General features: G+C 59.0%; 20 protein-coding genes. 12 read left to right on the top strand and 8 right to left on the bottom strand.

What is annotated here, in order from left to right:
• Positions 1–23: 23 nt before the first annotated feature.
• Positions 24–1,286, bottom strand: a complete 1,263-nt coding sequence (gene tyrS / locus ACZ5RI_RS03315; RefSeq protein ID WP_464514688.1) for a tyrosine--tRNA ligase — start codon at positions 1,284–1,286, stop codon at positions 24–26.
• 52 nt (positions 1,287–1,338) lie between these two features.
• On the opposite strand from tyrS, the gene ACZ5RI_RS03320 reads away from it, so the two are divergent.
• The gene (locus ACZ5RI_RS03320; protein ID WP_464514689.1) at positions 1,339–2,433 is read left to right on the top strand and encodes an anhydro-N-acetylmuramic acid kinase; all 1,095 of its coding nucleotides are present in this window, start codon (positions 1,339–1,341) and stop codon (positions 2,431–2,433) included.
• Positions 2,434–2,504: 71 nt separating this feature from the next.
• Here ACZ5RI_RS03320 and ACZ5RI_RS03325 read toward each other — a convergent pair whose 3' ends face one another.
• Positions 2,505–3,158, bottom strand: a complete 654-nt coding sequence (locus tag ACZ5RI_RS03325; protein ID WP_464514690.1) for an alpha/beta hydrolase — start codon at positions 3,156–3,158, stop codon at positions 2,505–2,507.
• A gap of 400 nt (positions 3,159–3,558) precedes the next feature.
• On the opposite strand from ACZ5RI_RS03325, the gene ACZ5RI_RS03330 reads away from it, so the two are divergent.
• The 9 genes from ACZ5RI_RS03330 (at position 3,559) to ACZ5RI_RS03370 (ending at position 11,483) form a co-directional block, all read left to right on the top strand.
• On the top strand, positions 3,559–4,032 hold the full coding sequence (locus tag ACZ5RI_RS03330) for an Rrf2 family transcriptional regulator (protein ID WP_464514691.1): 474 nt from the start codon (positions 3,559–3,561) through the stop codon (positions 4,030–4,032).
• A 14-nt stretch (positions 4,033–4,046) separates the two neighbouring features.
• Positions 4,047–5,183: a cysteine desulfurase family protein gene (locus ACZ5RI_RS03335; RefSeq protein WP_464514692.1), complete on the top strand. Its 1,137-nt coding sequence runs from the start codon at positions 4,047–4,049 to the stop codon at positions 5,181–5,183.
• A 7-nt stretch (positions 5,184–5,190) separates the two neighbouring features.
• Positions 5,191–6,648, top strand: coding sequence for a Fe-S cluster assembly protein SufB (gene sufB, locus ACZ5RI_RS03340; protein ID WP_464514693.1), 1,458 nt, complete (start codon positions 5,191–5,193; stop codon positions 6,646–6,648).
• Positions 6,648–7,397 carry a Fe-S cluster assembly ATPase SufC gene (gene sufC, locus ACZ5RI_RS03345; RefSeq protein WP_464514694.1) on the top strand — a complete coding sequence of 250 codons (750 nt, stop codon included), beginning with the start codon at positions 6,648–6,650 and terminating at the stop codon, positions 7,395–7,397. The genes sufB and sufC overlap by 1 nt, the downstream gene beginning before the upstream one ends.
• Entirely contained in the window at positions 7,394–8,524 is a 1,131-nt protein-coding gene (locus ACZ5RI_RS03350; protein ID WP_464514695.1) for a SufB/SufD family protein, read from the top strand. The genes sufC and ACZ5RI_RS03350 overlap by 4 nt, the downstream gene beginning before the upstream one ends.
• Positions 8,521–9,738, top strand: a complete 1,218-nt coding sequence (locus ACZ5RI_RS03355; RefSeq protein ID WP_464514696.1) for a cysteine desulfurase — start codon at positions 8,521–8,523, stop codon at positions 9,736–9,738. Before ACZ5RI_RS03350 ends, ACZ5RI_RS03355 begins: the two co-directional genes overlap by 4 nt.
• Entirely contained in the window at positions 9,738–10,181 is a 444-nt protein-coding gene (gene sufU, locus ACZ5RI_RS03360; protein WP_464514697.1) for a Fe-S cluster assembly sulfur transfer protein SufU, read from the top strand. The genes ACZ5RI_RS03355 and sufU overlap by 1 nt, the downstream gene beginning before the upstream one ends.
• 174 nt (positions 10,182–10,355) lie before the next feature.
• Positions 10,356–10,697 carry an SUF system Fe-S cluster assembly protein gene (locus ACZ5RI_RS03365; RefSeq protein ID WP_464515539.1) on the top strand — a complete coding sequence of 114 codons (342 nt, stop codon included), beginning with the start codon at positions 10,356–10,358 and terminating at the stop codon, positions 10,695–10,697.
• 54 nt (positions 10,698–10,751) lie between these two features.
• A complete protein-coding gene (locus tag ACZ5RI_RS03370) occupies positions 10,752–11,483 on the top strand; it encodes a hypothetical protein (protein WP_464514698.1) in 732 nt (243 codons plus the stop codon).
• A gap of 9 nt (positions 11,484–11,492) precedes the next feature.
• On the opposite strand, the gene ACZ5RI_RS03375 is transcribed toward ACZ5RI_RS03370, so the two are convergent.
• Positions 11,493–12,389, bottom strand: a complete 897-nt coding sequence (locus ACZ5RI_RS03375; protein ID WP_464514699.1) for a formylglycine-generating enzyme family protein — start codon at positions 12,387–12,389, stop codon at positions 11,493–11,495.
• A gap of 132 nt (positions 12,390–12,521) precedes the next feature.
• On the opposite strand from ACZ5RI_RS03375, the gene ACZ5RI_RS03380 reads away from it, so the two are divergent.
• Positions 12,522–13,637: an acyltransferase family protein gene (locus ACZ5RI_RS03380; protein WP_464514700.1), complete on the top strand. Its 1,116-nt coding sequence runs from the start codon at positions 12,522–12,524 to the stop codon at positions 13,635–13,637.
• A gap of 38 nt (positions 13,638–13,675) precedes the next feature.
• Here ACZ5RI_RS03380 and ACZ5RI_RS03385 read toward each other — a convergent pair whose 3' ends face one another.
• The 5 genes from ACZ5RI_RS03385 to ACZ5RI_RS03405 all read right to left on the bottom strand — a co-directional run bounded on the left by ACZ5RI_RS03385 (position 13,676) and on the right by ACZ5RI_RS03405 (position 22,375).
• Entirely contained in the window at positions 13,676–15,739 is a 2,064-nt protein-coding gene (locus ACZ5RI_RS03385) for a M13 family metallopeptidase (protein ID WP_464514701.1), read from the bottom strand.
• Positions 15,740–15,747: 8 nt separating this feature from the next.
• On the bottom strand, positions 15,748–17,817 hold the full coding sequence (locus tag ACZ5RI_RS03390) for a M13 family metallopeptidase (protein ID WP_464514702.1): 2,070 nt from the start codon (positions 17,815–17,817) through the stop codon (positions 15,748–15,750).
• 134 nt (positions 17,818–17,951) lie between these two features.
• Positions 17,952–18,974, bottom strand: a complete 1,023-nt coding sequence (locus ACZ5RI_RS03395; RefSeq protein WP_464514703.1) for a GGDEF domain-containing protein — start codon at positions 18,972–18,974, stop codon at positions 17,952–17,954.
• Positions 18,975–19,120: 146 nt separating this feature from the next.
• Entirely contained in the window at positions 19,121–21,181 is a 2,061-nt protein-coding gene (locus tag ACZ5RI_RS03400; RefSeq protein WP_464515540.1) for a DEAD/DEAH box helicase, read from the bottom strand.
• 312 nt (positions 21,182–21,493) lie between these two features.
• Positions 21,494–22,375, bottom strand: a complete 882-nt coding sequence (locus ACZ5RI_RS03405; RefSeq protein WP_464514704.1) for a TSUP family transporter — start codon at positions 22,373–22,375, stop codon at positions 21,494–21,496.
• Between the two features lie 55 nt (positions 22,376–22,430).
• Here ACZ5RI_RS03405 and ACZ5RI_RS03410 point away from each other — a divergent pair, with 55 nt between their 5' ends.
• Positions 22,431–23,453 (top strand): alpha/beta hydrolase, encoded by a 1,023-nt coding sequence (locus ACZ5RI_RS03410; RefSeq protein ID WP_464514705.1) that lies wholly within the window; start codon positions 22,431–22,433, stop codon positions 23,451–23,453.
• The last annotated feature ends 13 nt before the right edge of the window (positions 23,454–23,466 follow it).

Consider the following 23,466-nt stretch of genomic DNA (forward strand, 5'->3'; position numbering starts at 1 on the left):
TCCGGCCCCGGTCCTGGCCATGCTTATTGCGGTTTGACCAGAATATGTTTCTTCTTGCCCGCCGACAGTTTGATCACACCATCGATCAGATCCGTACCGAGGCTGAGCTGGGCTTTGACATCGCTGACGGCTTTGTCGTTGATGCGCAAGCCGCCGCCTTGAATCAGTCGGCGCGCCTCGCTGGTCGAGGTGGTCAGACCGGCCCTCTGTGCCAAAGTGGTAACCGGCATGCCATCCAGTTCGCTGGCTGCGATTTCCACCGTGGGCAGGTTTTCCGCCAGTGTACCTTGTTCAAAGGTTTTGCGGGCGGTTTCGGCGGCAGTTTCTGCGGCGGTGCGGCCATGGGCCAGTGCGGTCGTTTCTGTGGCGAGGATTTTCTTGGCCTCGTTCAGTTCGGCCCCTTCAAGCGATTCCAGACGAAGGATTTCGGTTTCCGAAAGCTCGGTGAACAGGCGCAGGAAGCGGCCGACATCGGCATCTTCGGTGTTGCGCCAGTACTGCCAGTAGTCATAGCTGGACAACATATCCTCGTTCATCCACACCGCCCCGGCCGCAGACTTGCCCATCTTGGCGCCTGATGCGGTGGTCAGAAGCGGCGACGTCAGGCCGAACAGTTCGGCCCCCTGCAGGCGGCGGCCAAGGTCGGTACCCGAAACAATATTACCCCACTGATCCGAACCGCCACATTGCAAGCGGCAGCCGGTGCGCTTGTACAGCTCGACGAAGTCATAGGCCTGCAGGATCATGTAATTGAATTCGAGGAAGCTTAAGGGCTGATCGCGCTCGAGTCGCAGCTTGACGGATTCGCGGGTCAGCATCTGGTTGACCGAGAAGTGGCGGCCGACATCGCGCAGGAAATCGATATATTGCAGGCTGCACAGCCAGTCGGCGTTATCCATCATTACGGCGTCGGTCGGGCCGTCGCCGAATTTCAGGAAACGTTCAAACACCTTGAAAATGCCGCGCTTGTTTTCGGCAATGGTCTCGTCGGTCAGCAGTTTGCGCGCTTCGTCCTTGCCCGACGGATCGCCGATGCGGGTGGTGCCCCCGCCCATCAGCACAATCGGCTTGTGACCGGCCTGTTGCAGGCGGCGTAGCGTCATGATCTGGACCAGGCTGCCGATATGGAGCGATTGGGCAGTACAATCAAAACCAATATAGGCCGGCACCGGGGTTTTCTGTAAATAGAGCGCGTCGAGCGCCTCCGGGTTGGTGGCGGCGTAATACGCACCACGGGCCGTCACGGTTTGTAGAAATTCCGAGCGGAACTGGGGCGCATTGGTCATGATATACCTCTTGGGGTTAAAACAGGCGGGGCTCATAGCACGAATGGAAGTGATGCAAAACGTCATTGGCTTGATGAGCGGCACTTCGCTGGATGGTGTTGATGCCGCCCTGTTGCAAACCGACGGTGTCCGGGTGGGGTATGCCGGGGCTGCGCTGACCCATGGCTATGACGATGCCATGCGGGCCTGTTTACGCCGCGCGCTGGCCGAGGCCGCCCAAACCAGGGCTAATGTGGCAACACCGGCGATTGCCGAGGCTGAAAAGCGGTTAACCGATACCCATGCCGCCGCAGTGGCGGATTTGCTCGAAAAAGCCGGACTTTCTCCGGCCGACGTCGCTCTGATCGGCTTTCACGGCCAGACCGTGCTGCACCGTCCCGCCGAGCGGCGCACCTGGCAGATCGGCGACGGGCAGGGGCTGGCCGATGCCACAGGAATCAGTGTGGTGGCAGACTTCCGTAGCGCCGATGTGGCGGCGGGGGGCGAGGGCGCGCCACTGGTCCCGCTGTATCATGCCGCTTTGGTGCAATCCTGCCGGGATCTGACGCCGCCGGTGGCGGTGGTCAATATCGGCGGGGTGGCCAACGTTACCTATGTCGGCGACACGATTCTGGCCTTTGATACCGGCCCCGGTAATGCCCCGATTGACGACTGGGCCAAGCGCCATACTGGTCAGCCGGTGGATAAAGACGGGGCGCTGGCGGCGTCCGGGGGGGTGGATACCGTGGTGCTGGGGCAGATGTTGGCGCATCCGTTCTTTGACCGGGTTCCACCTAAGTCTTTGGACCGGTTTGATTTTACGGCTGATAGGGTGGCCGGTCTGTCGGCGGGTGACGGGGCGGCGACGCTGACGGCGTTTACTGCGTCGGCGATTGCGGCGTCGGCGCGGCATTTTCCCACCCCACCAACCGTGTGGATCATCTGTGGCGGCGGACGGCATAACCCGGTGCTGATGCAGGAGCTGCTGGCGCGGCTGTCCGGGCCAGCCCTTCCGGCCGAGGATTTCGGCTGGCGTGGCGATGCGTTGGAGGCCGAGGCTTTTGCCTTTTTGGCGGCCCGTTCGATGCGGGGGCTGGCGCTCAGCCTGCCCGGCACCACCGGGGTGGCCGCACCCCAAACCGGCGGGCGGCTGTTTCGGCCCCGCTAAGCAAAACGGCCTTGCTCCCGTTTGGGGACAAGGCCGTAAGGCTTAAGCTACGCCTGGGCGTAAATAAACGTCTACCGCCCTTCCGGGTGGGCCATGCGATAGGAGGTGTATTCCTTGACCTCGTCCACGACATCGGATTCGTAGCCGTCAAAGAAGTGGTTGGCGCCTTCGATCTTTTCGTACGAGATCTTGATGCCCTTCTGCTGGGTCAGGCGGTCGACCAGCTTCTGCACATCCGGTTCCGGCACCACCATGTCGCGCGTGCCATGGACGAACAGGCCCGATGCCGGGCAGGGTGCCAGGAAGGCAAAGTCGTACATGCTGGCCAGCGGCGCAATCGAAACAAAGCCGGTGATTTCGGGCCGGCGCATCAAAAGCTGCATGCCGATCCAGGCCCCGAAGGAAATGCCGCACACCCAGACAAAGGACGGGTTGGGGTAGAGTGTGTTCATCCAGTCGAGTACGGCGGCGGCGTCCGACAGCTCGCCTGCGCCGGCATCGAAGGAGCCCTGGCTGCGACCGACGCCACGGAAATTAAAGCGCACCGTGGTGCAGCCCATGCCATGGAACATGTGAAACAGGTCATAGACCAGCGGGTTATTCATATTGCCGCCGAACTGCGGATGCGAATGCAGGATCAGCGCCATCGGCGCGCCGGGGGCTTTCTGTTTGAGATAGCGGGTTTCAATCCGGCCGGCGGGTCCGGGAAGGACGATGTCTGGCATGCTGCGAAGATCCTTCGAACTGGTGAGCGAAATTTCTACTGTCTGCGGTGTATTAGATTTAGGCGATATATTCCCGGTTGCCGGCTGGCGCTTTGCCTGCTTGTGTTTTGGGCCAGCGGCCTTATCGTGTAGCGTTACAGGTCTTAACGGCGGTGCGTGACCAAAACCAAGCAGAGCCCAGGCATTTTGGCCCGGCACTACTGCCGCTATTGTGGAACAAATCCCCAGGAAAACAAGCCGTTGTCATAATTCTGCGGCCTGTGCCCTCAAGAATACTTGACCTGCTCACTTGGTAAACCTATATCCTACTGGACCACCGCAAAATGGATGGCGTCGGTATATCTACACCAAGCGGCCCCCTAAAAGGCAAGTAAAACGCTTGCGGCGCAAGGAGAAGCAGATGAGATTGAGTACCAAAGGGCGGTATGCAGTCATGGCGATGGCGGATCTGGCCTCGCATGAAGCGGCGCTGCGTCCCGTTTCGCTGGCAGATATCGCCGAGCGGCAAGAAATTTCCCTGTCCTACCTCGAACAGCTCTTCGCCAAATTGCGGCGCGGCGGTCTGGTATCGAGCGTGCGCGGCCCCGGCGGCGGGTATCGTTTGAGCCGGCCCGGTACCGATATTCGGGTTTCCGACATTATCGTGGCGGTAGACGAGCCGATCGAAGCGACCCGTTGCAAGCTGGGCAGCGCCAAAGGCTGCAGCATGAGCGGTGGGCGCTGCATCACCCACGATCTGTGGGAAGAGCTTGGCTATCAGATTCACAAATATCTGTCCGGTGTCACCCTGGCCGATGTGGTTGAGAAGAAGCTCATGCGTTCCGAAGCGGCCGGCGAGGAGACGGAGGTTCCGTCCGATAGCATCGCGGCCTGACAGGCTGGCGTCTTATGATTTATCTGGATCACAACGCTGCCTCGCCGCTCCGGCCCGAGGCTAAGCGGGCCATGGCAGCCGCCTGCGAGCTGGCCGGTAACCCGTCTTCGGTGCATCGCGCCGGGCGTGAGGCACGCGCCGTGCTGGAAGCCGCCCGCGCTGATGTGGCGGCCCTGGTCGGGGCCAACCCCGCCGAGGTGATTTTTACCGCGGGCGGAACGGAGGCCGATGCACTGGTTCTGTGGGGTGCGGTGCTGGCTGATTCGTCAATCACAAGGCTGATTGTTTCCGCCATCGAGCATGATGCGGTGCGCGCTAATGCGGCATTGGTGGCCGAAAAGCACGGTATCGGTCTTCAAATCCTGCCGGTAACCCGCGATGGTGTGGCCGATCTGGAGGCTTTGCGCAGTCTGTTATCCACAGGTGGGCGGGCGCTGGTGGCGCTGATGACTGCCAACAATGAAACCGGCGCGCTTCAGCCCGTGACCGATGCGGCCCGCATGGCGCACGACGCTGGCGGGCTGATCTTCTCGGATGCGGTGGCGGCGGTCGGCAAGATGGCGCTGCCGTCGGTCGATTATCTCACCGTCGGTGGTCATAAGATTGGCGGACCGATGGGGACCGGTGCGCTGGTGCTGGGCAAGGATGTGCCCTTTGCCCCACTTATTCGTGGTGGTGGTCAGGAAATGTCGCGCCGCGCAGGCAGCGAAAATCTAGTCGCACTGGCTGGATTCGGTGCGGCAGCGCGTCTGGCGGCAGCTGAATGGGCCAATGTCGCAAACATCACAGTGCGGGATGATTTTGAACAGGCCCTACGTGCGGCATGTTCCGAAGTGGTGATTTTCTCCGAAACTGTTCCGCGGCTGTGGAATACCTGTTTGTTCGCCGTACCGGGTATGGCGGCCGAAAATGCGTTGATGGCGCTGGATTTAGACGGTGTTTGCCTGTCGCGCGGGGCGGCGTGCTCCTCGGGCAAGGTAAAAACCTCGCATGTTTTGACGGCGATGGGTGTTCCGGAAGATTTGGCACGATGTGTGCTGCGGATAAGCTTTGGCTGGAATTCCCGCCCCGCGGATGGCGAAGCGGCCTTAGCGGGACTTTCCAGTTTCTGGCAGCGCGTACGGGCTTTGCCCGGGCGCGCTGCTGCATGAGGCAGATATGACGGATGATCAGGCTGTGGCCGATGTAAACGATCTGGCCGGTTTAAACGAAAAGTACAAATACGGTTTTGTGACGGATATCGACACCGAAACCGCACCAAATGGTTTGAACGAAGATACGGTGCGTTTCATCTCGATGAAGAAGCGTGAGCCGGAATGGATGCTTGAGTGGCGTCTGGCGGCCTTTCGTAAGTGGCGCGAGATGAAGGAACCCAATTGGGCCCGCGTGCACTATCCGCCGATTGATTATCAGGATTCGACCTATTTCGCTGCGCCCAAGGTCATCGAAAAGCTCGGCAGTATGGACGAGGTCGACCCCAAGCTGATCGAGACCTACAACAAGCTCGGTATCCCGCTGTCGGAGCAAATGGCGCTGGCTGGCGTGGCCGTTGATGCGGTGTTCGATTCGGTTTCGGTCGCCACCACCTTTAAAGAGACGCTGAAAAAATCCGGGGTGATCTTCTGCCCGATCTCCGAGGCGATTCGTGACTATCCCGATCTGGTAAAAAAATATCTCGGCTCTGTCGTGCCGGTGGGGGATAATTTCTTCTCGGCGCTGAATGCGGCGGTGTTTTCCGATGGCTCGTTTGTCTACATCCCCAAGGGCGTACGCTGTCCGATGGAGCTGTCGACATACTTTCGGATCAACGCCTCCAAATCCGGTCAGTTTGAACGTACACTGATTATTGCCGAGGAGGCGTCCTACGTCTCCTATCTCGAAGGCTGCACCGCGCCGATGCGCGATGAAAATCAGTTGCACGCCGCGGTGGTCGAGCTCATTGCGCTGGCTGATGCCGAAATCAAATATTCCACTGTGCAGAACTGGTATCCCGGCGACGAGAACGGCAAGGGCGGTATTTACAACTTCGTCACCAAGCGCGGCGACTGCCGGGGTGATCGTTCCAAAATTTCGTGGACACAGGTTGAAACCGGCTCGGCCATTACCTGGAAATATCCCAGCTGTATCCTGCGCGGCGATGATACGGTGGGCGAGTTCTTCTCGGTTGCGGTGACCAATAATTGCCAGCAGGCCGATACCGGCACCAAGATGATCCATCTGGGCAAGAATTCGCGCTCGCGCATCATCTCCAAGGGAATCAGTGCCGGGCGGTCGCAAAACACCTATCGCGGTCTGGTCAGTATTCACCCCAAGGCAGACAAGGCGCGCAACTATACCCAGTGTGACTCGCTGCTGATCGGCAAGGAATGTGGCGCGCACACCGTGCCCTATATTGAAAATCGCAATCCGACTGCGCGGATTGAACATGAAGCGACGACGTCTAAAATCGCCGAAGACCAATTGTTCTATTGCCTGCAGCGCGGCATCTCGCAAGATGAAGCCGTTGCCCTGATCGTCAATGGCTTCTGCAAGGAAGTGCTGCAGCAATTGCCGATGGAATTCGCCGTCGAGGCGCAGAAACTGGTTGGCATCAGCCTGGAAGGTAGTGTGGGATAATGCTTAAGATCGAAAACGTGCATGCCACCGTAGACGGCAAGGAAATCCTCAACGGGCTGACGCTGGAAATCGGCGACGGTGAAGTCCATGCCATCATGGGGCCGAACGGTTCGGGTAAATCGACGCTGTCCTATGTGCTGACCGGGCGGGCGGGCTACGAGGTTACCGAAGGATCGATCACTTATAACGGTCACGATCTGCTGGCAATGAAGACCGAGGAGCGTGCCGCTGCCGGTTTGTTCCTGGCGATGCAGATGCCGGTCGAGATTCCGGGCGTCACCACCATGACCTTTCTGAAAGCCGCACTGAATGCCCAGCGCCGCGCCCGTGGTGATAGCGAGCTTGATGCATTGTCGACGCTCAGGCTGGTGCGCAAACATGCCAAGGCGCTCAATGTCCCGGAAGATATGCTGAAGCGGGCGCTGAATGTCGGTTTCTCGGGCGGTGAAAAGAAGCGCATTGAAGTGTTGCAAATGGCGCTGCTTGAACCGAAATTCGCCATTCTCGACGAACTTGATTCGGGCCTTGATATTGATGCACTGAAAATGTTGGCCGAAGGCGTCAACGCCCAGCGCGGACCGGATCGCAGCACGCTGGTCATCACCCATTATCAGCGCCTCCTGGATTACATTGTGCCGACCCATGTGCATGTGCTGGCCAAGGGGCGCATCGTCAAGCATGGCGGGCCGGAACTGGCCAAGGAGCTGGAAGATACCGGTTATGCCGACGTGCTTAAAGGTGTGGCATGAGTACGGTAACGACGGTGGGCGAGCGGCGCGCCGCTGCGGTTGAAGGTTTTGATGCCCAAGGGCTGCCGCACCGTCGTGTCGAAGACTGGAAATATACCGATCTCAAACGCATTCTGACGCCGGAAGTGGTTAAGGCTGCGGCCCCGGCAAGCTGGCAGATTGGCGATTTGCCCGATGGTGTTGAACTGTTTGATCTGGCCCATGATCCGGTGCCCGATTGGGTGGCGCATCATTTTGGTGTGCTGGGTGCAGATTCGGCGCTGGCCAAGGCGTCACTGGGTTTTATCCGCGCTGGCTTTGCCTTGCGGGTGGCGGCCGGGGTGCGTGCCGGTACCGTCAGTGTACAGATTTCCGGGGATGGTGCCTTACGCGCCTTGGTGCTGGTTGAAACCGATGCCAGTTTGCATCTGGCAGAAACTGCGTTGGGGGATACGGTGTCGCTGCGCAATGTCGGGATCGAATTTCTAGCCTGTCCCGGCGCAGAAATCGCTCACTGGCGCTTGAATGAGCCGGCCCCCAAGGCAGTGACCTACGAAAATGTCGAGGTGCTGCTAAAGCGTGGGGCGCGTTTTACCGGCCATTATGCCAATTTCGGTGCCAAGGCTTCGCGCACCGATGTGCATGTGCTGCTGGACGAGCCCGAAGCGGAAGTCAATATTTCCGGCGTCTCGGTGCTGGGTGGCAGCGATCATGCCGATGTCACCACCCATATCGAGCATAAAGCCGCCGGCCGCAGCAATCAGCTGTTTAAATATATCGCCGGGGGCAAGGCGCGCGCGGTCTATCAGGGCCGCATCAGCGTACAAAAAGGTGCTGATGGCACCGACAGCCGGCAGACCGCACGGGCCATTTTACTGTCCGATCGGGCCGAGGCGGATTTGAAGCCGGAATTGCTGATTTTTGCCGATGATGTCAAATGTGCCCATGGCGCGGCGATCGGTGATCTTGATGCTGATGCGCTGTTCTACTTACGCAGTCGGGGGCTCAGCGAAACCGAGGCGCGGGATATGCTGATCCGTGCCTTTCTGGCCGAAGCCGTCGAACCGATTGCCAACGACAGGGTGCGGGCCGATATTGAACAGGCAGTCGAAGCGGCCCTGCCGCGGGCGATGGAGACAGTAGCGTGACAGCATTTGTTCCCCCGATTGATGATTTCCCCATTCTCAGCCACCCGGTTTACGGCGGGCCGCTGACCTATCTCGATAACGGTGCGTCGGCGCAGAAGCCACGCGTTGTGCTGGACGCCATGCAGGAACTGGCCACCACCGGTTATTCCAACGTGCATCGCGGTGTGCATTATCTATCGGCGACCTCGACGGCAGCCTATGAAACCGCACGTGAGCGGGTACGGCGTTTCCTCAATGCCAAACGCGACAGTGAAATCATTTTCACCAAAGGCAGCACCCAGGCGATCAATCTGGTGAGCTACTCCTATCTTGCGCCGCGCATTCAGCCCGGTGACGAGATTGTGCTGTCGGTGATGGAGCACCATTCCAATATCGTGCCGTGGCATTTCCTGCGCGAACGCAATGGCGCGGTGCTCAAATGGGTTGATGTGGCCGATGATGGCTCGCTCAGTGCCGATGCGGTGGAAGCGGCAATTGGTCCGAAAACCAAGCTGGTCGCCATCAGCCATATGTCGAATGTGCTGGGCACGGTAACACCGCTCAAAGCGATCGTGGCGCGCGCCCATGCCCATGGTGTTCCGGTGCTGGCCGATGGTAGTCAGGCCGCCGTGCATGAAGTGGTCGATGTGCAGGACATGGATGTCGATTTCTATGCCATCACCGGGCACAAGCTTTATGGCCCCACCGGTATCGGCGCGCTTTATGCCAAGGAAAAATTTCTCGCAGCCATGCGTCCGTTCGAGGGTGGCGGTGAAATGATCGGCGAGGTCACACAGGATCGCATCACCTATGCCGACGCACCGGCGCGGTTTGAAGCCGGGACGCCACCGATCCTGGAAGCCCACGGTCTGGGCGTGGCGTTGGAATATCTGTCCGGTTTCGACCGGGTGGCGCTCAAGGCGTATGAAGGCGAATTGCTCAGCTATGCGATGACGCTGCTGGATGAATTAAAATGGGTGCGGGTGATCGGCACGGCACCGGGTAAAGGTGCGCTGATCGCCTTTGAAGCCGATGGTATCCACGCCCACGACATGGCCACCATTCTTGACCGCGAAGGGGTGGCGGTGCGTGCCGGGCATCATTGCGCCCAGCCTTTGATGGCGCGCTTTGGGGTGGCCTCGACGACGCGGGCCTCCTTTGCGCTTTACAATACACGGCAGGATGTCGAGCGTTTCGTTGCGTCCTTGCACAAAGCCAAGGAGTTGTTTGGATAATGGATGAAGGTTTGCGGGAGCTTTATCAGGAAACCATTCTCGACCATTCGCGCCATCCACGGCATTTCGGCGCGCTGGACGATGCCACCCATTCCTGTGAAGGCTTCAACCCCTTGTGCGGCGATAAGGTAAAAATCTATCTCAAGGTCGATGAAGCTGGAAAAATCTCCGGCATTTCCTTCGAGGGTAAGGGCTGCGCCATCTCTCAGGCTTCGGCCTCGCTGATGACCGATATGGTGATGGGCCGTACGGTTGCCGAAGCCGAAACCCTGATGGAAAGTTTTGTCCATATGGTTAAGGGTGAAGGTGCTGCAGGGTTGTCCGAGGATGATGAAGAAACCCTGGCGGTCATGGCGGGCGTGTCGGCCTTTCCCATGCGGGTCAAATGCGCCACGCTGGCCTGGCACACGATGAAATCAGCCCTGGACGGAAAGGGTGGCTAAATGAGCGAACAAACTTTCAGTACGATGGCTTCCACCTCGTCGGATTCCACGTCGTCAGATTCTTCGGTGCAGGCGACAGATAATTTTGTGCCGCGTGAACCGGCCGAGCTGCCGACCACGGATGTGGCAGCCCCGTCAGTGCCAACTGCGGGCGAAGATGTAGGTGAGGGCGAACTGGGCCAAGTTCAGGCTGCCGTCAGCTCCGCCGTGGACGAGGCTTTTACCAACGCCGTCATCGCGTCGCTGAAAACCGTTTATGATCCGGAAATCCCGGTTGATATCTACGAGTTGGGCCTGATCTATCTCATCGATATTTCCGAAACCCGTGACATCATCGTCGATATGACGCTGACCGCACCGGGCTGCCCGGTGGCCGGTGAAATGCCGATCATGGTCGAAAACGCGGTAAAGATGGTCGATGGCGTTGGCGAGGTGACGGTGAACATGACCTTCGATCCGCCCTGGACACCTGAACGGATGAGCGATGAGGCCCGCGTCGCCCTCAATATGTTTTGACGCCTGCGGTCCTGCTGGCCGATAGTGCACTGGCTTAACCAGTTGAGCCGGACAATGGATCGCGATTGCCACAGCCTGTCGATACGGGGCGAGATGCGCTTTGGCGCCGTCGGATCGCTTGTGCTGCATGGACTGCTGCTGTTTGTGCTGTTGGTGGTGATGGTGCGTCACCCGACCAGACTTTGGCCGTCACCGCCCTTTGTGCCGGTTGATCTGGTGCTGCTGGGTCAGAATACCAGCGCCCCAGCAGGTCCGGCCGGGCCGGCCCGGCTGGCCGCCCCTCACACGCCCAAGGCGGAAGCCGCCAGCCCAACCAACCATGCGATCTCGCCACAGGGTATCCGCACGCCGGAAGATGCACTGGATGCCAGGCTCAAGGCGCTGGCGCGGCTTAAACAGCCCAATCAGAATGTACCGCTCGATAACGGCACCGGCACGGCGGAAGAAAGTCAGGGCGCGGGAAGTGGCGGATTCTCTTACAGCATTCGCGATTATGTCCGCTCTCAGATCCTCAGGCGCTGGAGCCTCAATCTGGCCAAGCTCGGCGGGCGTACCCTGATTGTGCACTTAAAAGTGACGATGAAGCGCAGCGGTGCGATTACCCAGGCCGAAGTCATCGGCGGGCCTGCGGATGGCTCCTCTGATGCCGGGTTGCTCTATCGCGATATTGCGATTTCGGCGCGTAATGCAGCTGTGCTGGCGTCCCCACTGCTGCTGCCCTCGGGCGAGTATCCGGCAGAAATGCACTTCACCATCGACCTGAATCCACGCGACGCTCAGCACTGAAGGGGCTTTTTATGGCAGGCTCCTGGCCAGCCGGAATCCGGCCAGGGTGGAATAATCATATTCGCCGCCATCGGCGCTGCCGGGGACCCGGGCGGCGCTGCGTACGAAGACCGGCAGGTTATCCCATGCCCCACCGCGCAAGACGTGACGCGGGCAGGGCGTGCCCCCTGCCTTGTCGTCCCAGACCGCGCCATTGGTGGGGGCGGCGACATAGGATTTGTGCCAACAATCTTCCGTCCACTGCCAGACATTGCCAAGCATACCATAGAGTCCGAAGCCATTGGCGGCGAAGGCATCGACATCGGCGAGTTCCTGATTATCCCACGGGCTACCGCAGCCATTGCAGTTGGCCTTGTTCTTTCCAAGCGCTTCACCCCACCAGCGGGCGGTGTTGGTAGCGGCGCGCGCGGCATATTCCCATTCGGCCTCACTTGGCAGCCGGTAGAGGTTTTTTACCCCCGGGCGGGCGGACTTCAGTTTGCCGTTGAGCCACGTGATATAGGCATGAGCGTCTTTCCAGTCGAGGCACATGGCGGGCCAGCGCCGCGGCAGTACCAGAAACGGTGCATAGGGCTCTGCCCCGGGGTCCGGTTTCCAGCCCATGTTGAGCAAGCCGTTGCAGGGGGCGGGGTGGTAGCCGGTTTCCTGTAAGAATTTCAGATACTGCTCCACAGTCACCGGGTATTTGGCCAGCGCAAAGGCCTTAACTGTTACCTTGTGCTGGGGGCCTTCATTGTCAAACCGACCGGGTTCCGATGCCGGGCTGCCCATGGCAAAGCTGCCTGCCGGTATCGCCACCATGACCGAACAGTCTGCACATTCGGTGAATTCGCGTTCGGGGTGCTCGTCCGCCCAGCCCGTACCAAGGCAGGCTAAAAGTGCAAAAGCAATAAAAACTGGGCGCATGGCGGGGCTCGCGGTCGGCCGTTGATGGAATGGCCGATACATTGTTAGCAAGTATGCTGGAAAACGGAAGTTGGTTTGGCGTAACACTATGGACATCCCGTTTTAATGGAGCCCATTTTAAGGAAGTTGGCCATGCCACGCTTAAGCTATATCGATAATGTGCGCTCGACACTGATATTTCTGGTGGTGGCGATGCATGCCGCCGTCACTTACAGCCATTTCGGCAGTTGGTATTACAATGCACCGACCGAACCGGGGATGATCGAGAAACTGATCTTTGGTCTGTTTCAGTCTCATCTGCAGGCCTTCTTCATGGGGCTGCTGTTTCTGCTCGCCGGATACTTCACCCCCGGTGCCTATGATCGCAAGGGCTTTGGGCGATTTCTTGGCGATCGCTTTTTGCGTCTGATGGTCCCGGCGCTGATCTATGTTTTTCTGATCCACGACATGATGGGCCATTTTCTGCTGCACTGGCACCATGAAAGTTTTATCGCCTCTTATCGCTATTATATCGTGCATGGCGATTTTGCTGATGGTACCGGGCCGATGTGGTTCGTGGTGGTGCTGTTTGTTTTTTCGGTTCTTTACGCGCTGGCGCGGCATGTTTTACCCCGGTGTCATTGTGCGCCGAAAGCCCCGTCTGTTCTGGTCATTCTTATCACCGGCGCTCTGATAGGGCTTTTAAGCTTTGTCGTGCGTCTGAAGTTCCCGCTCGGTACCAACTGGCACAATATGCAGTTCGGATATTTCAGTCAGTATGTGGTTTTGTTTATCGTCGGAATTCTGGCATTCCGTGGCGGCTGGCTGAAAACTTTCCCGGCTGCCCGTGGCGGGGCATTGCTCAAATGGGCGCTGATGCTTAGCCCCATCGTGTGGCTGGTATTGATTTTTGGCGGCGGTGCCTTTGCCGGTGCTATGGCAGCGTATAACGGTGGTCTGACCTGGCAAAGCCTTGCCATCAGTCTGTGGGAACAGATCTTTGCGGTTTGTGTCTGCGCCGGGTTGATCGTGTTCTTCCGGCAGCGGATCTACACCGGCGGTTCGGTTTCGCGCCTGCTGGCCGATAACAGCTTTGCCATCTACATGTTTCACGCCCCGGTTCTGGTCAGTCTTTCGCTGATCCTTGAACCGACGGGGCTTGGTGGCCTGGTGGCGTTCGCTATCACAGCGGTGCTGGCTGTTCTTATCACGCTGGCTTTAAGCCACTTTGTATTGCGGCGTATTCCATTGCTAAAGGCTGTTCTCTGATGCAATAAAAAAAGGCGGCCATTGGCCGCCTTTTTCTTTTACCACAGTTTGACGCGCTGATCGGGTGGCAGATACAGCGCATCGTCCGCTTTGATATCGAACGCCTTATACCAGGCGTCATCGTTGCGCACGACGGCGTTGACGCGGTATTTCGATGGGCTGTGCGGGTTCGACAGCAGCGACTGGCGCAGGCGGCCATCGCGCCACTGTTCCCGCCAGCTTTGGGCATAGGCGATGTAGAAACGCTGATCGCCGGTCAGACCATTCAGCACCGGTGCGGGTTTTCCGCCCAGCGCAATATGATAGGCCTGATAGGCAATCACCAGCCCGGCCAGATCGGCGATGTTTTCACCCAGCGTCAACTTACCGTTGATGTGAATGCCGGGCAGAGGTTCGTATGCATCATATTGCTTGGCCAGCGCGGTGGTGCGAGCGCCGAAGTTCTTGCGATCTTCTGTCGTCCACCAGTCGCGCATCACGCCAGCACCGTCATATTTGCTACCCTGATCGTCGAAACCATGACTGATTTCGTGGCCAATGGTGGCACCGATCTCGCCATAGTTCACCGCATCATCCGCCGCCGGATCAAAATAGGGCGGCTGTAGAATGCCTGCGGGGAAGACAATCTCGTTCATAGTCGGGTTGTAGTAGGCATTATTGGTCGGCGGCGTCATGCCCCATTCTGCGCGGTCGACCGGCTTGTCGAGGCGAGCCAGTTCACGGTTCCATTCGAACTGGCTGACACGACGTGTGTTGCCAACCAGATCGCCTGGGTGAATGTCGAGTGCGCTGTAATCCCGCCACACATCGGGATAGCCGATCTTGGGTGTGAAGGCCCCGAGTTTATCCAGCGCCTTGGCACGGGTTTGCGGGCTCATCCAGTCGAGCGTTTTAATGTCTGCCGCATAGGCTTTGAGCAGATTGTCGACCAGCGCTTTAGCCTTGACCTTGGCGTCCGGCGGGAAGTACTGCGCAACATAAAGCTTGCCGAGCGCTTCGCCCATCGCCCCGTCGACCATTGCCATGGCACGGGTTTCCCGCGGCAGCTGAGCGGTTTTGCCCTGAATGACCTTGCCATAGAAATCGAATACGGTCTGATCGATCGCAGACGGCAGATAGGCCGCGTAGCCCTGCAGCAGGCGCACGCTTAAGTAATCGCGCCACACCGCAACCGGTGTTGCGGCGAACACCTTAGCCAGTTTCGGGAAGGCAGATTTTTCCGCTACAATAACGGTGCGTTCGGCGGCACCCTTTTTGAGCGGGATGCGGCTGGCGGCGAAATAGGCCGCCCACGGAAAGTCCGGGGCAAAGCTTTTCAGTGCTGAGAGCGGCATCGGGTTATAGGTGCGGTCATCGTCGCGCCGTTCGTCCGCCGCCCAGCTCTCACGCGCAATTTCGGTTTCAAGCTTTAAGATGGCATCGGCTTTAGCGTCGGCCTGCTTGATACCGGCCAGTGTCAGCATCTTAGCCAGATAGACCTTATAGGCGGCGCGGATCTCGACGAATTCTCTATCGTCGCGCAAATAATAATCACGGTCAGCAAGCCCGAGACCTGCCTGGGACAGGTTCACTGAATAACTGTCGGGGTGCTTGTTATCCGTGCCGATGTACAGACCAAAGGGACCATCCAGCGGCATACCGGGTTCGGCAATCAATGCAGCGATCTGCTCGTGGGTTTTGGCTGCGGCAATGCGCTTCAGGTTGGCGGCAATGGGTTTTAACCCAGCGGCATCTATTGTCTTGGTATCAAGATAGCCGACATACAGATCACGCAGTTTGCGTTCTTCTGCAGTAGGATTTTTCTTCTCGATCAGTGCCTGCAGAATGCTTTTGAGCTTGGCTTCGTTACCAAGATCAAGCTCCAGATTGACGCCGGAGTAGGAGCGGTCGGCCGGAATCTTGTCAGATTTCAGCCAGCCGTTATTGGCATGGGCGAAAAAGTCCGCACCGGGTTTGATGCTGTTATCGATATAGCCGAGTTCAACGCCCCACGGTTTGACGGTGGGTTCGTTCCCGGCTGCGAATGCGCCCTGGCCCCCAAGGCCCAGAAGCGCAAGCGCGCCCACGAGGGGCGCGCCAACATATTTCTTCAGAGTGTTCATTCTAGCTCTTACCAGAGTTTTGCACGTTCTTCCGGTGGCAGATAATATTTGTCGCCTGCTTTGACGCCAAAGGCTTCGTACCAGTCATCAAGATTGCGCGTGGCACCGATGACGCGGAACTCTGCCGCCGAATGCGGATCGGTCAGCACCTGGGTACGTTTGGCACTTTCGCGATACTTAGAACGCCAGATTTGGCCAAAGCCGAGCAGGAAGCGCTGTTCGCCGGTAAAGCCGTCGACCACCGGCGCAGGCTTACCCGCCAGCGACAGTTTATAAGCTTTGTCGGCAATGGTCAGGCCAGCATTGTCGGCGATGTTTTCGCCCAGCGTGTTCTTGCCGTCGATGTGCAGACCAGTAACCGGTTCAAACGCCGAATACTGCTTCACCACCATATCGGTACGCTGGGTGAAGTTCTTCGAGTCTTCCGGCGTCCACCACGATTCCAGCACGCCGGCACCGGTGTATTTGGCACCCTGATCGTCAAAGCCGTGGCTGATTTCATGACCGATCACCGCACCGATGCCGCCATAGTTAACCGCATCGTCTGCATTGGGATCGAAGAACGGCGGCTGCAGGATCGCGGCCGGGAACACGATCTCGTTAAATACCGGATTGTAATAGGCATTGATGGTCGGCGGTGTCATGCCCCATTCGGTCTTGTCGACCGGCTGGTCCAGACGCGAGACGTTGCGGTTCCAGTCAAATTCGTTGCTGCGCTGAATGTCGCCGATCAGATCGGTGCGGCTGATCTGCAGCGCGCTGTAATCGCGCCATGTGTCGGGATAACCGATCTTCGGCGTAAAGGCGTGCAGTTTTTCCAGCGCCTTTGCCTTGGTGGCGTCGCTCATCCACGCAAGGGTCCGGATGTCGGCGTCATAGGCCTTCAGAAGATTGGCTACCAGTTCCTGCGCCTTGGCTTTGGCTTCGGGCGGGAAATATTTGGCGACATAGATCTTGCCCAGCGCTTCGCCCATCGAACCATCGATCAGATGGACCCCACGGGTTTCACGGTCGAGCTGCTTGGTGCTGCCACGCAATACCGTGCCATAGAAAGCAAAATCGGTATCGTCAAATTTCTCCGGCAACGCGGCGGCATAAGCGTGCAGATAATGCACCGTCAGATAATCGCGCCATACCGCAACCGGGGTCTTGGCAAAAATCTGTGCCAGCTTGGGGAAGGCGGACTTTTCAGCCACGATCACTGTGCGTTCGCCCTTGGGGCTGGTCAGCGCAATTCCGGCTTCGGTCAGGAACGCATCCCATTCAAAGCTAGGCGCCAGCTTCTTCAGGGCGCTGACGGTCATCGCGTTATAGGTTTTATCGGGGTCACGGCGATCGGCACGGGCCCAATGCACCTTGGCGATCTGCTCTTCCAAAGTATAGATTTTGGCGGCGCGTGCACCGGCGTCCTTGTAGCCGGCCAGCGTCAGCATCTCGGTGAGATACTTCTTATAGGCCAGGCGCGAGGTCGCCAGGTTTTTGTCGTCCGACAGATAGAAATCACGGTCGGGCATGCCCAGACCAGATTGCGATAGGTTTACCGAATAGCGTTCGGGATGCTTGTCATCGACACCGATATAGAGACCGAACAGGCTTTCGGTACCCAGCCGTTCAGAACCCATCGTCTTGGCGATATCGGTTTTGGTCTTGAGGCCAGCCAGATAGTCGAGGTCGGCTTTGACCGGGGACAGGCCTTGCGCGTCAATCTGGGCGCGGTCGGTATAAGCGGCGAAGAAGTCGGCCATTTTGCGTTCATCGGGTGAAAGCTGGTCAGCCGGTTTGGCTTTCAGCTCGTCCATGATGGCGCGCATGCGCTTTTCGCTTAAGATCGCCAAGGTCTGGAACGATCCCGTGCTGGAACGATCGGCGGGAATCTCTGCCGTCTTGAACCAGTTGCCGTTGACGTAGCTGAAGAAGTTGTCACCGGGCTTAACAGAGGTGTCCATACCTGAAAGATCAACACCCCAGCTGCCCAGCTCGGGCTTTGGTTTGGCTGGTGTGGGGGCGGCGGGCGGTGGCACGGTGGCCGCACAGCCCGCGCATAACAGGACGGTCAGGGCGATCAGACCCTTGCGCATGCGTCAGACTCCATAGAAATCCGCACCGGAACCGTTCCGGTCGGTTGTGTTAGGGGAAGATTAGCCGTCAATGCCCCGTCTGATGCAAGTCACTGAAATGTTATTTTTTTGGGCAGCACAAAAAATGTGCAATGTTAGTCCCTGCCATGCTGTCCGATCACCCGGTTACGGCCGGTTTGCTTGGCGCGATAGAGGCATTTATCGGCGCGCTGGACCAGTTCCTCGCTGCTGTCTTCGTTAAAGGCGTCGGTGACGCCAATCGAGACCGTGATCGAGCCCAGCACATCGCCAGTAGACTTCTTAACCAGTTTACGTTTTTCAATGCTGGCGCGGATCTGGTTGGCCAGATTGATAGCGTCGTCGATTTTGGTATGGCGCAGGATGATGGCGAATTCCTCGCCGCCATAGCGGGCGGCGGTGTCGCGGCCCTTGATGTTTTCCGAAATGCTCGCCGCCACCAGCCGCAGCACCTGATCGCCGGTCTGATGCCCCCAGTTGTCATTGAACTTCTTGAAGAAATCGATGTCGCACATCAGAAGCGCCATCGGTTCGGCGCCTTCGCGCATATCCTTGAGAGCGTTATCCAGCTCGCGGTCAAAGGTTTTTCGGTTGGCAATGCCGGTCAGCGCGTCAGTGCCGGATTCCTTGCGCACAGTGGCCAGCTGCGCTCTGAGGTCGGTAATCTGGCGGGCGGAATGTTGCAACTCGCCTTCAAGATCCTTGGTCCGCGCTTCCATACTACGGGTGGCACCGATCAGCCCCTCGATCAGCTCATGCAATACGGCGGGCGATGGGGCGGCGGCCAGCCCGCCGGTGGCGTCCGACAGGGTCTTGCCAAATTCGCCGGCATCCTTACCGGCATCACTTAAGCGGCCCATGACATGGTCGATGGTCAGACCCAGATTGGTGCTGCACATTTCGAGCGCTTTGGCGGTGCGTTCCGCACCCAGGGTGTTTTCCCTCAGGCGGTGCAGCATTTGCGGGGTAAAGGGCTCGCCAGCGGCAATGGCCTCGTCGATCCGGCGGATGATGGCCGAATTACTGCCTGCGGCGTAGAAATAAAACAGCTCGTAATTTTCGGGGACGGGGATGACGCTATATTGACCCATCATGGTGATCGCGGTTTGGGCCAGAGACAGTTCCCTTTGATGCACCATTTGATACCCTACCAACCCACTTTGCACGGTTACGTTTACCAAGCGTACTTTTATGCACCATTTGGTAAAGAAACGTTAGCAGAAAGCAGAAAAAGCGGAACGATTGTTCCGCTTTTCCGGCAAAAATTCTGCAATCTGAAAAGGCTTCAGGCTTCGTCTGTTGCCGCAGTAACAACCTGTGCGTCGGTTGCCGCTTCGGTGGTCTTATCGGCGACCTTCTTGCGCGGGCGGCTCGGTCTTTTGGGCTTCTTGACCGGGGCGGCTTCGCCTTCCGGCGCGGCGGCCTCAGCTGTTTCGGCTCCGGCGGAATCCGTTGTCACTTCAACGGTCTTCTTGCGTGGGGCGCGACGGGCGCGCGTTTTTTTCACTTTGGTTTCGGCGACTTCGATGCTCGGTGCGGCATCGTTGGCGGCGGTTGCCGGCACAGCCTGAGCTGCGGGCTCGACAATAGTGGTCTCGACAATAGCCGGTGCCACGGTCTGAACGACTGGCTCGGGAGCTTGGGCATGAACCGGGGCAGGTTGGGCCGCCACAACCGGGGCCACCACCTTGATCTCGACCGGCTTCTTATCCACCGGCTTTTCCGCATGCTTTTGCACCGGCTTGGCGATGGGCTTTTCAGCAGGCTTTTTCTCGACCAGTTTGGGCAGCGGCACCGGGCGCAGCAGGAAGGCGGGCAGCTGGCTGATATCGGGTTTTTCCGGTTCCAGCCACTCGCGGCGGTTATAGTCGCGATACGACTGCTTGGGTTTGCCCTGCATGTTCTGCTCCGGACGGTTATGAACTGGTTTGTTCTGCATGGGTTTTACCGGTGCGGCCTGCACCTTCGCCTGCTGTTTAACGGCGGGCTGTTGCTTGACAGCTGTGACCGGGGCTGCTTCTGCCCGTTCGGGGCGTGACCACTCTTTCTTCGGCTGCCGTTCCTGCGCCTTGGGGCGTTCCGGAGCGCCGGGCTTGGCCGGTTCCATCGCAGCCATCTGGCCGTGCGGCTTAACCGGATATTCGCGGTGCTGGCGATCGCGGTCACGACCACGTTCGCGGCCCCGGCCACGTTCCCGCTCGGGGCGGGCGGGACGGTCCTGTACCGCTTCGGCCAGACCTTCCAGCACGCGGCGTTCCAGTTTGGATTTGGTCAGCTTTTCGATGTCATCGACATATTTGTTATCGCGCGGGGTGACCAGCATGAAGGCGGCACCATGGCGACCGGCGCGACCGGTGCGCCCGATACGATGGACGTAATCGTCAGAATGAAACGGTACGTCGAAATTGAAGACGTGGCTGACATCGGGAATGTCGAGACCGCGGGCCGCCACATCCGAGGCGACGAGCAATTGCAGTTCGCCTGAGCGGAAGGAGTCCAGCGTCTTGGTGCGCAGGGACTGGTCAAGATCGCCATGCAGCGGTGCGGCGTTGAAGCCGTGCTTTTTCAGCGAGCGGGCGACGATATCGACATCATGCTTGCGGTTACAGAAGACAATGGCGTTCTTGATTTCGCCCGCTTCAATAATCAGTCGGCGTAAGGCCTCGCGTTTGGCCCAGTCATTGGCCGGAACCTCGACCAGCATCTGAACGATGTTCGAGGCCGTGGTGGCCGGGCGGGCAACTTCGATCCGGGCCGGGTTCTGCAGGAATTGCTCGGTCAGTCGGCGGATTTCTGTCGGCATGGTCGCCGAGTAAAACAGCGTCTGACGCGTGAACGGGATCAGCTTGCAGATGCGTTCAACGTCGGGGATGAAGCCCATGTCGAGCATGCGGTCGGCTTCGTCGACCACCAGGATCTGCACCTGGCTTAGCATCAGCTTGCCGCGTTCGAAATGGTCCATCAGGCGTCCCGGTGTGGCGATCAGAATGTCGGCACCACGGTCAAGCTTGCGGTCCTGCTCTTCAAACGAAACGCCGCCAATCAGCAGCGCCATCGAGAGCTTGTTATACTTGGTGTATTGATCGAAGCTTTCGGCGACCTGGGCGGCCAGTTCCCGCGTCGGCTCCAAAATCAGCGAGCGCGGCATGCGGGCCTTGGCCCGGCCCCGCGACAACAGCTCGATCATCGGCAGCGCAAACGACGCAGTCTTGCCAGTGCCGGTCTGGGCGATACCAATCAGATCGCGCCGTTGCAGCGCGTAAGGGATGCCCTGGGCTTGAATGGGGGTCGGTGTTTTATAACCGGCTTCGGTAATGGCCTGTAGCAGACTGGGCGAAAGCCCCATGCTGTCGAAGCCTGGCGTCAAATCTGCCGGCACGGCATCGTCTACAATAACAGTTTGAGTTTCGTTGGCCGGGATTGCGGCGGCTTCTGCCGGGATCTCTACGGTCGCGCCGGCCTCAATGCCGGTTTCGGGTTCAGTGTTCAAACGCGCTCCTTAAGCGGGCGCGTTTTAGCGCCCAAACCGTCCGGATTGACGGCTTTTTTCCAGATACGCTGCGCTCATAGGAGCCAGCCCCGCTAAAGTCAAGCTGCTCGGGTCAAACATGGTTTCCACAACTTGGCAGATGGTTTCGCCACGCGGGGCCACCACAGATTAGCTTACTATCGTGAGTAGCATTTTGGTGACGCTGACCACCACAAAAAGGGCGAAAACCTTGTCCAGGGCGCTTTTGCGTGCCTTGGTGGCATGAGGGGCGACGAACAGCGCCGCCAGAAACATCACCGGTGCCATGACGCCCGCCATCGCCAGATTGAGATAGCCCAGCGAATGCTGCGGCAGGCCGAGCGCGCCCTGTCCGATCAGCACCAGAACCCCGGCTCCGATCAGGCCGATGGCGCCATCCCATTCGGCCCCTTGGCGGGGGGCGTCGCGCAAGCCCAGGCGGGTTAACAGGCGGGTGCTATAGGCGCTGGCGCCGATGCCGGTCGCACCGCCGAGAAACCCGCCGATCAGGCTACTGCCGATCCACCAGCCGGCAGCAAGATCTTCGCGCACGGCCTTGCCATCGCGCAGGAATACCAAAAGGCCAATCACCAGTAGGGCCAGAAGGGCGAATAGACCGGCCCCGGCCAGCGGCGGTAACCACAAAAGGGCGAAGGCGCCAAGCCCACCGCCGATGGCTGCGGGCACCACGCGCCAGCTGGGCCACCAGCTCGTGCCGGGCTGGTGATGGTGGCAATACAGTGCCACGGCGGCAGGCGTCATGGTGGCAAGCGCCGTAGCTATCGCCACAGTGAAGCGGATCTCTGCCGGAACGTGAAAATCGCTCAGCACAACATAAAGTGCCGGTACCAGCACCAGCCCGCCGCCAATGCCCAGTGTGCCTGCGGCAAGGCCTGCCAGCGCCGCGGCGAGCATCAGCCCCAGCGCCAGAATACCCGGCCCTGCCGCACTCTGCAGCCCCAGGCTTTGCACTATTGACGACATATCCATCTTGGCCTCGCGAAAATGTGGCACCTGAAAGTGCAGCACCATCCTTGCACCCGGCGGCAAATGCAAGGATGCTGCTGTCAAAAAAGGGGGGGAGAATATGAACCGTCGTCATCTCTTGACCGGGGCCGCGCTTCTGGCGTTGAGCCCGGGGGCTTTTGCCGCCGCGGCCGAGCCGAAAAATATTGCAAAGCCTGAGGGCGAGTTTGATGTCACGCCGCCCGATCCGACCGAGCTGTTACCGCTTTGGCCAGCGCTGCCACCGAATAGTCCGCCAGACGGACTTGAGGCGTTAACCGAACGGATCGCTGAAAAAAGCGAGAATACCAATCATTTCCACGATCGGCTGATTAGCCATATTGCGGTGCCGCATCTGGCGGTGTTCCGCCCGGCGGTCCCCAACGGGGTGGCGCTGCTGATTGCGCCGGGGGGCGGTTATGCCTTTGAAGCTTTTGATGGCGAGGGCTATCAGATTGCCCGTCATTTCAATGCTACCGGGATCACCTGTTTCGTGCTGCGCTATCGCCTGCCATCTGAAGGATGGCGCGATGGTCGCGTGGTTCCATTGCAGGACGCCATGCGGTCTATGCGGCTGATCCGCTATCACGCCCGCCATTTTGGCATCGATCCAGCCCGGCTCGGCGTGATGGGGTTTTCCGCTGGGGGGCATCTGGCAGCTTCGCTGGCCACCCGCTTTGACGAAACCGTCTATGACGCCATTGATACCGCCGACGCTGTGGCGGTGCGGCCGGATTTTGCCTGTCTGATGTACCCCGTCATCACCACAGGGGTGGGCACCCATGGCGGTTCACGCGAGCGGCTGTTGGGGACGCATCCGACGGCTGACATGATTGCCGCGACTTCCTGCGAAAAACAGGTGAGCGAAAAAACACCGCCCTGCTTTATCGCGCTGGCCGGTGACGACACGATTGTGCCACCAATCGAAAATGGTGTGGCAATGTCGATCGCCCTGCAGCGCGCAAAAGTCCCTTCGGAACTGCATATTTTTGAAGAAGGCGGGCATGGCTTTTGTATTCGCAAGACTGTGGGTAAACCAGTCTCGGTCTGGCCGGAGCTGTTCACCGCGTGGCTGGGTAGCCGCGAGATCTTGCGTCAGGTCTGATGGGGGATATGGC

This window comes from Micropepsis pineolensis (genome assembly GCF_055392125.1).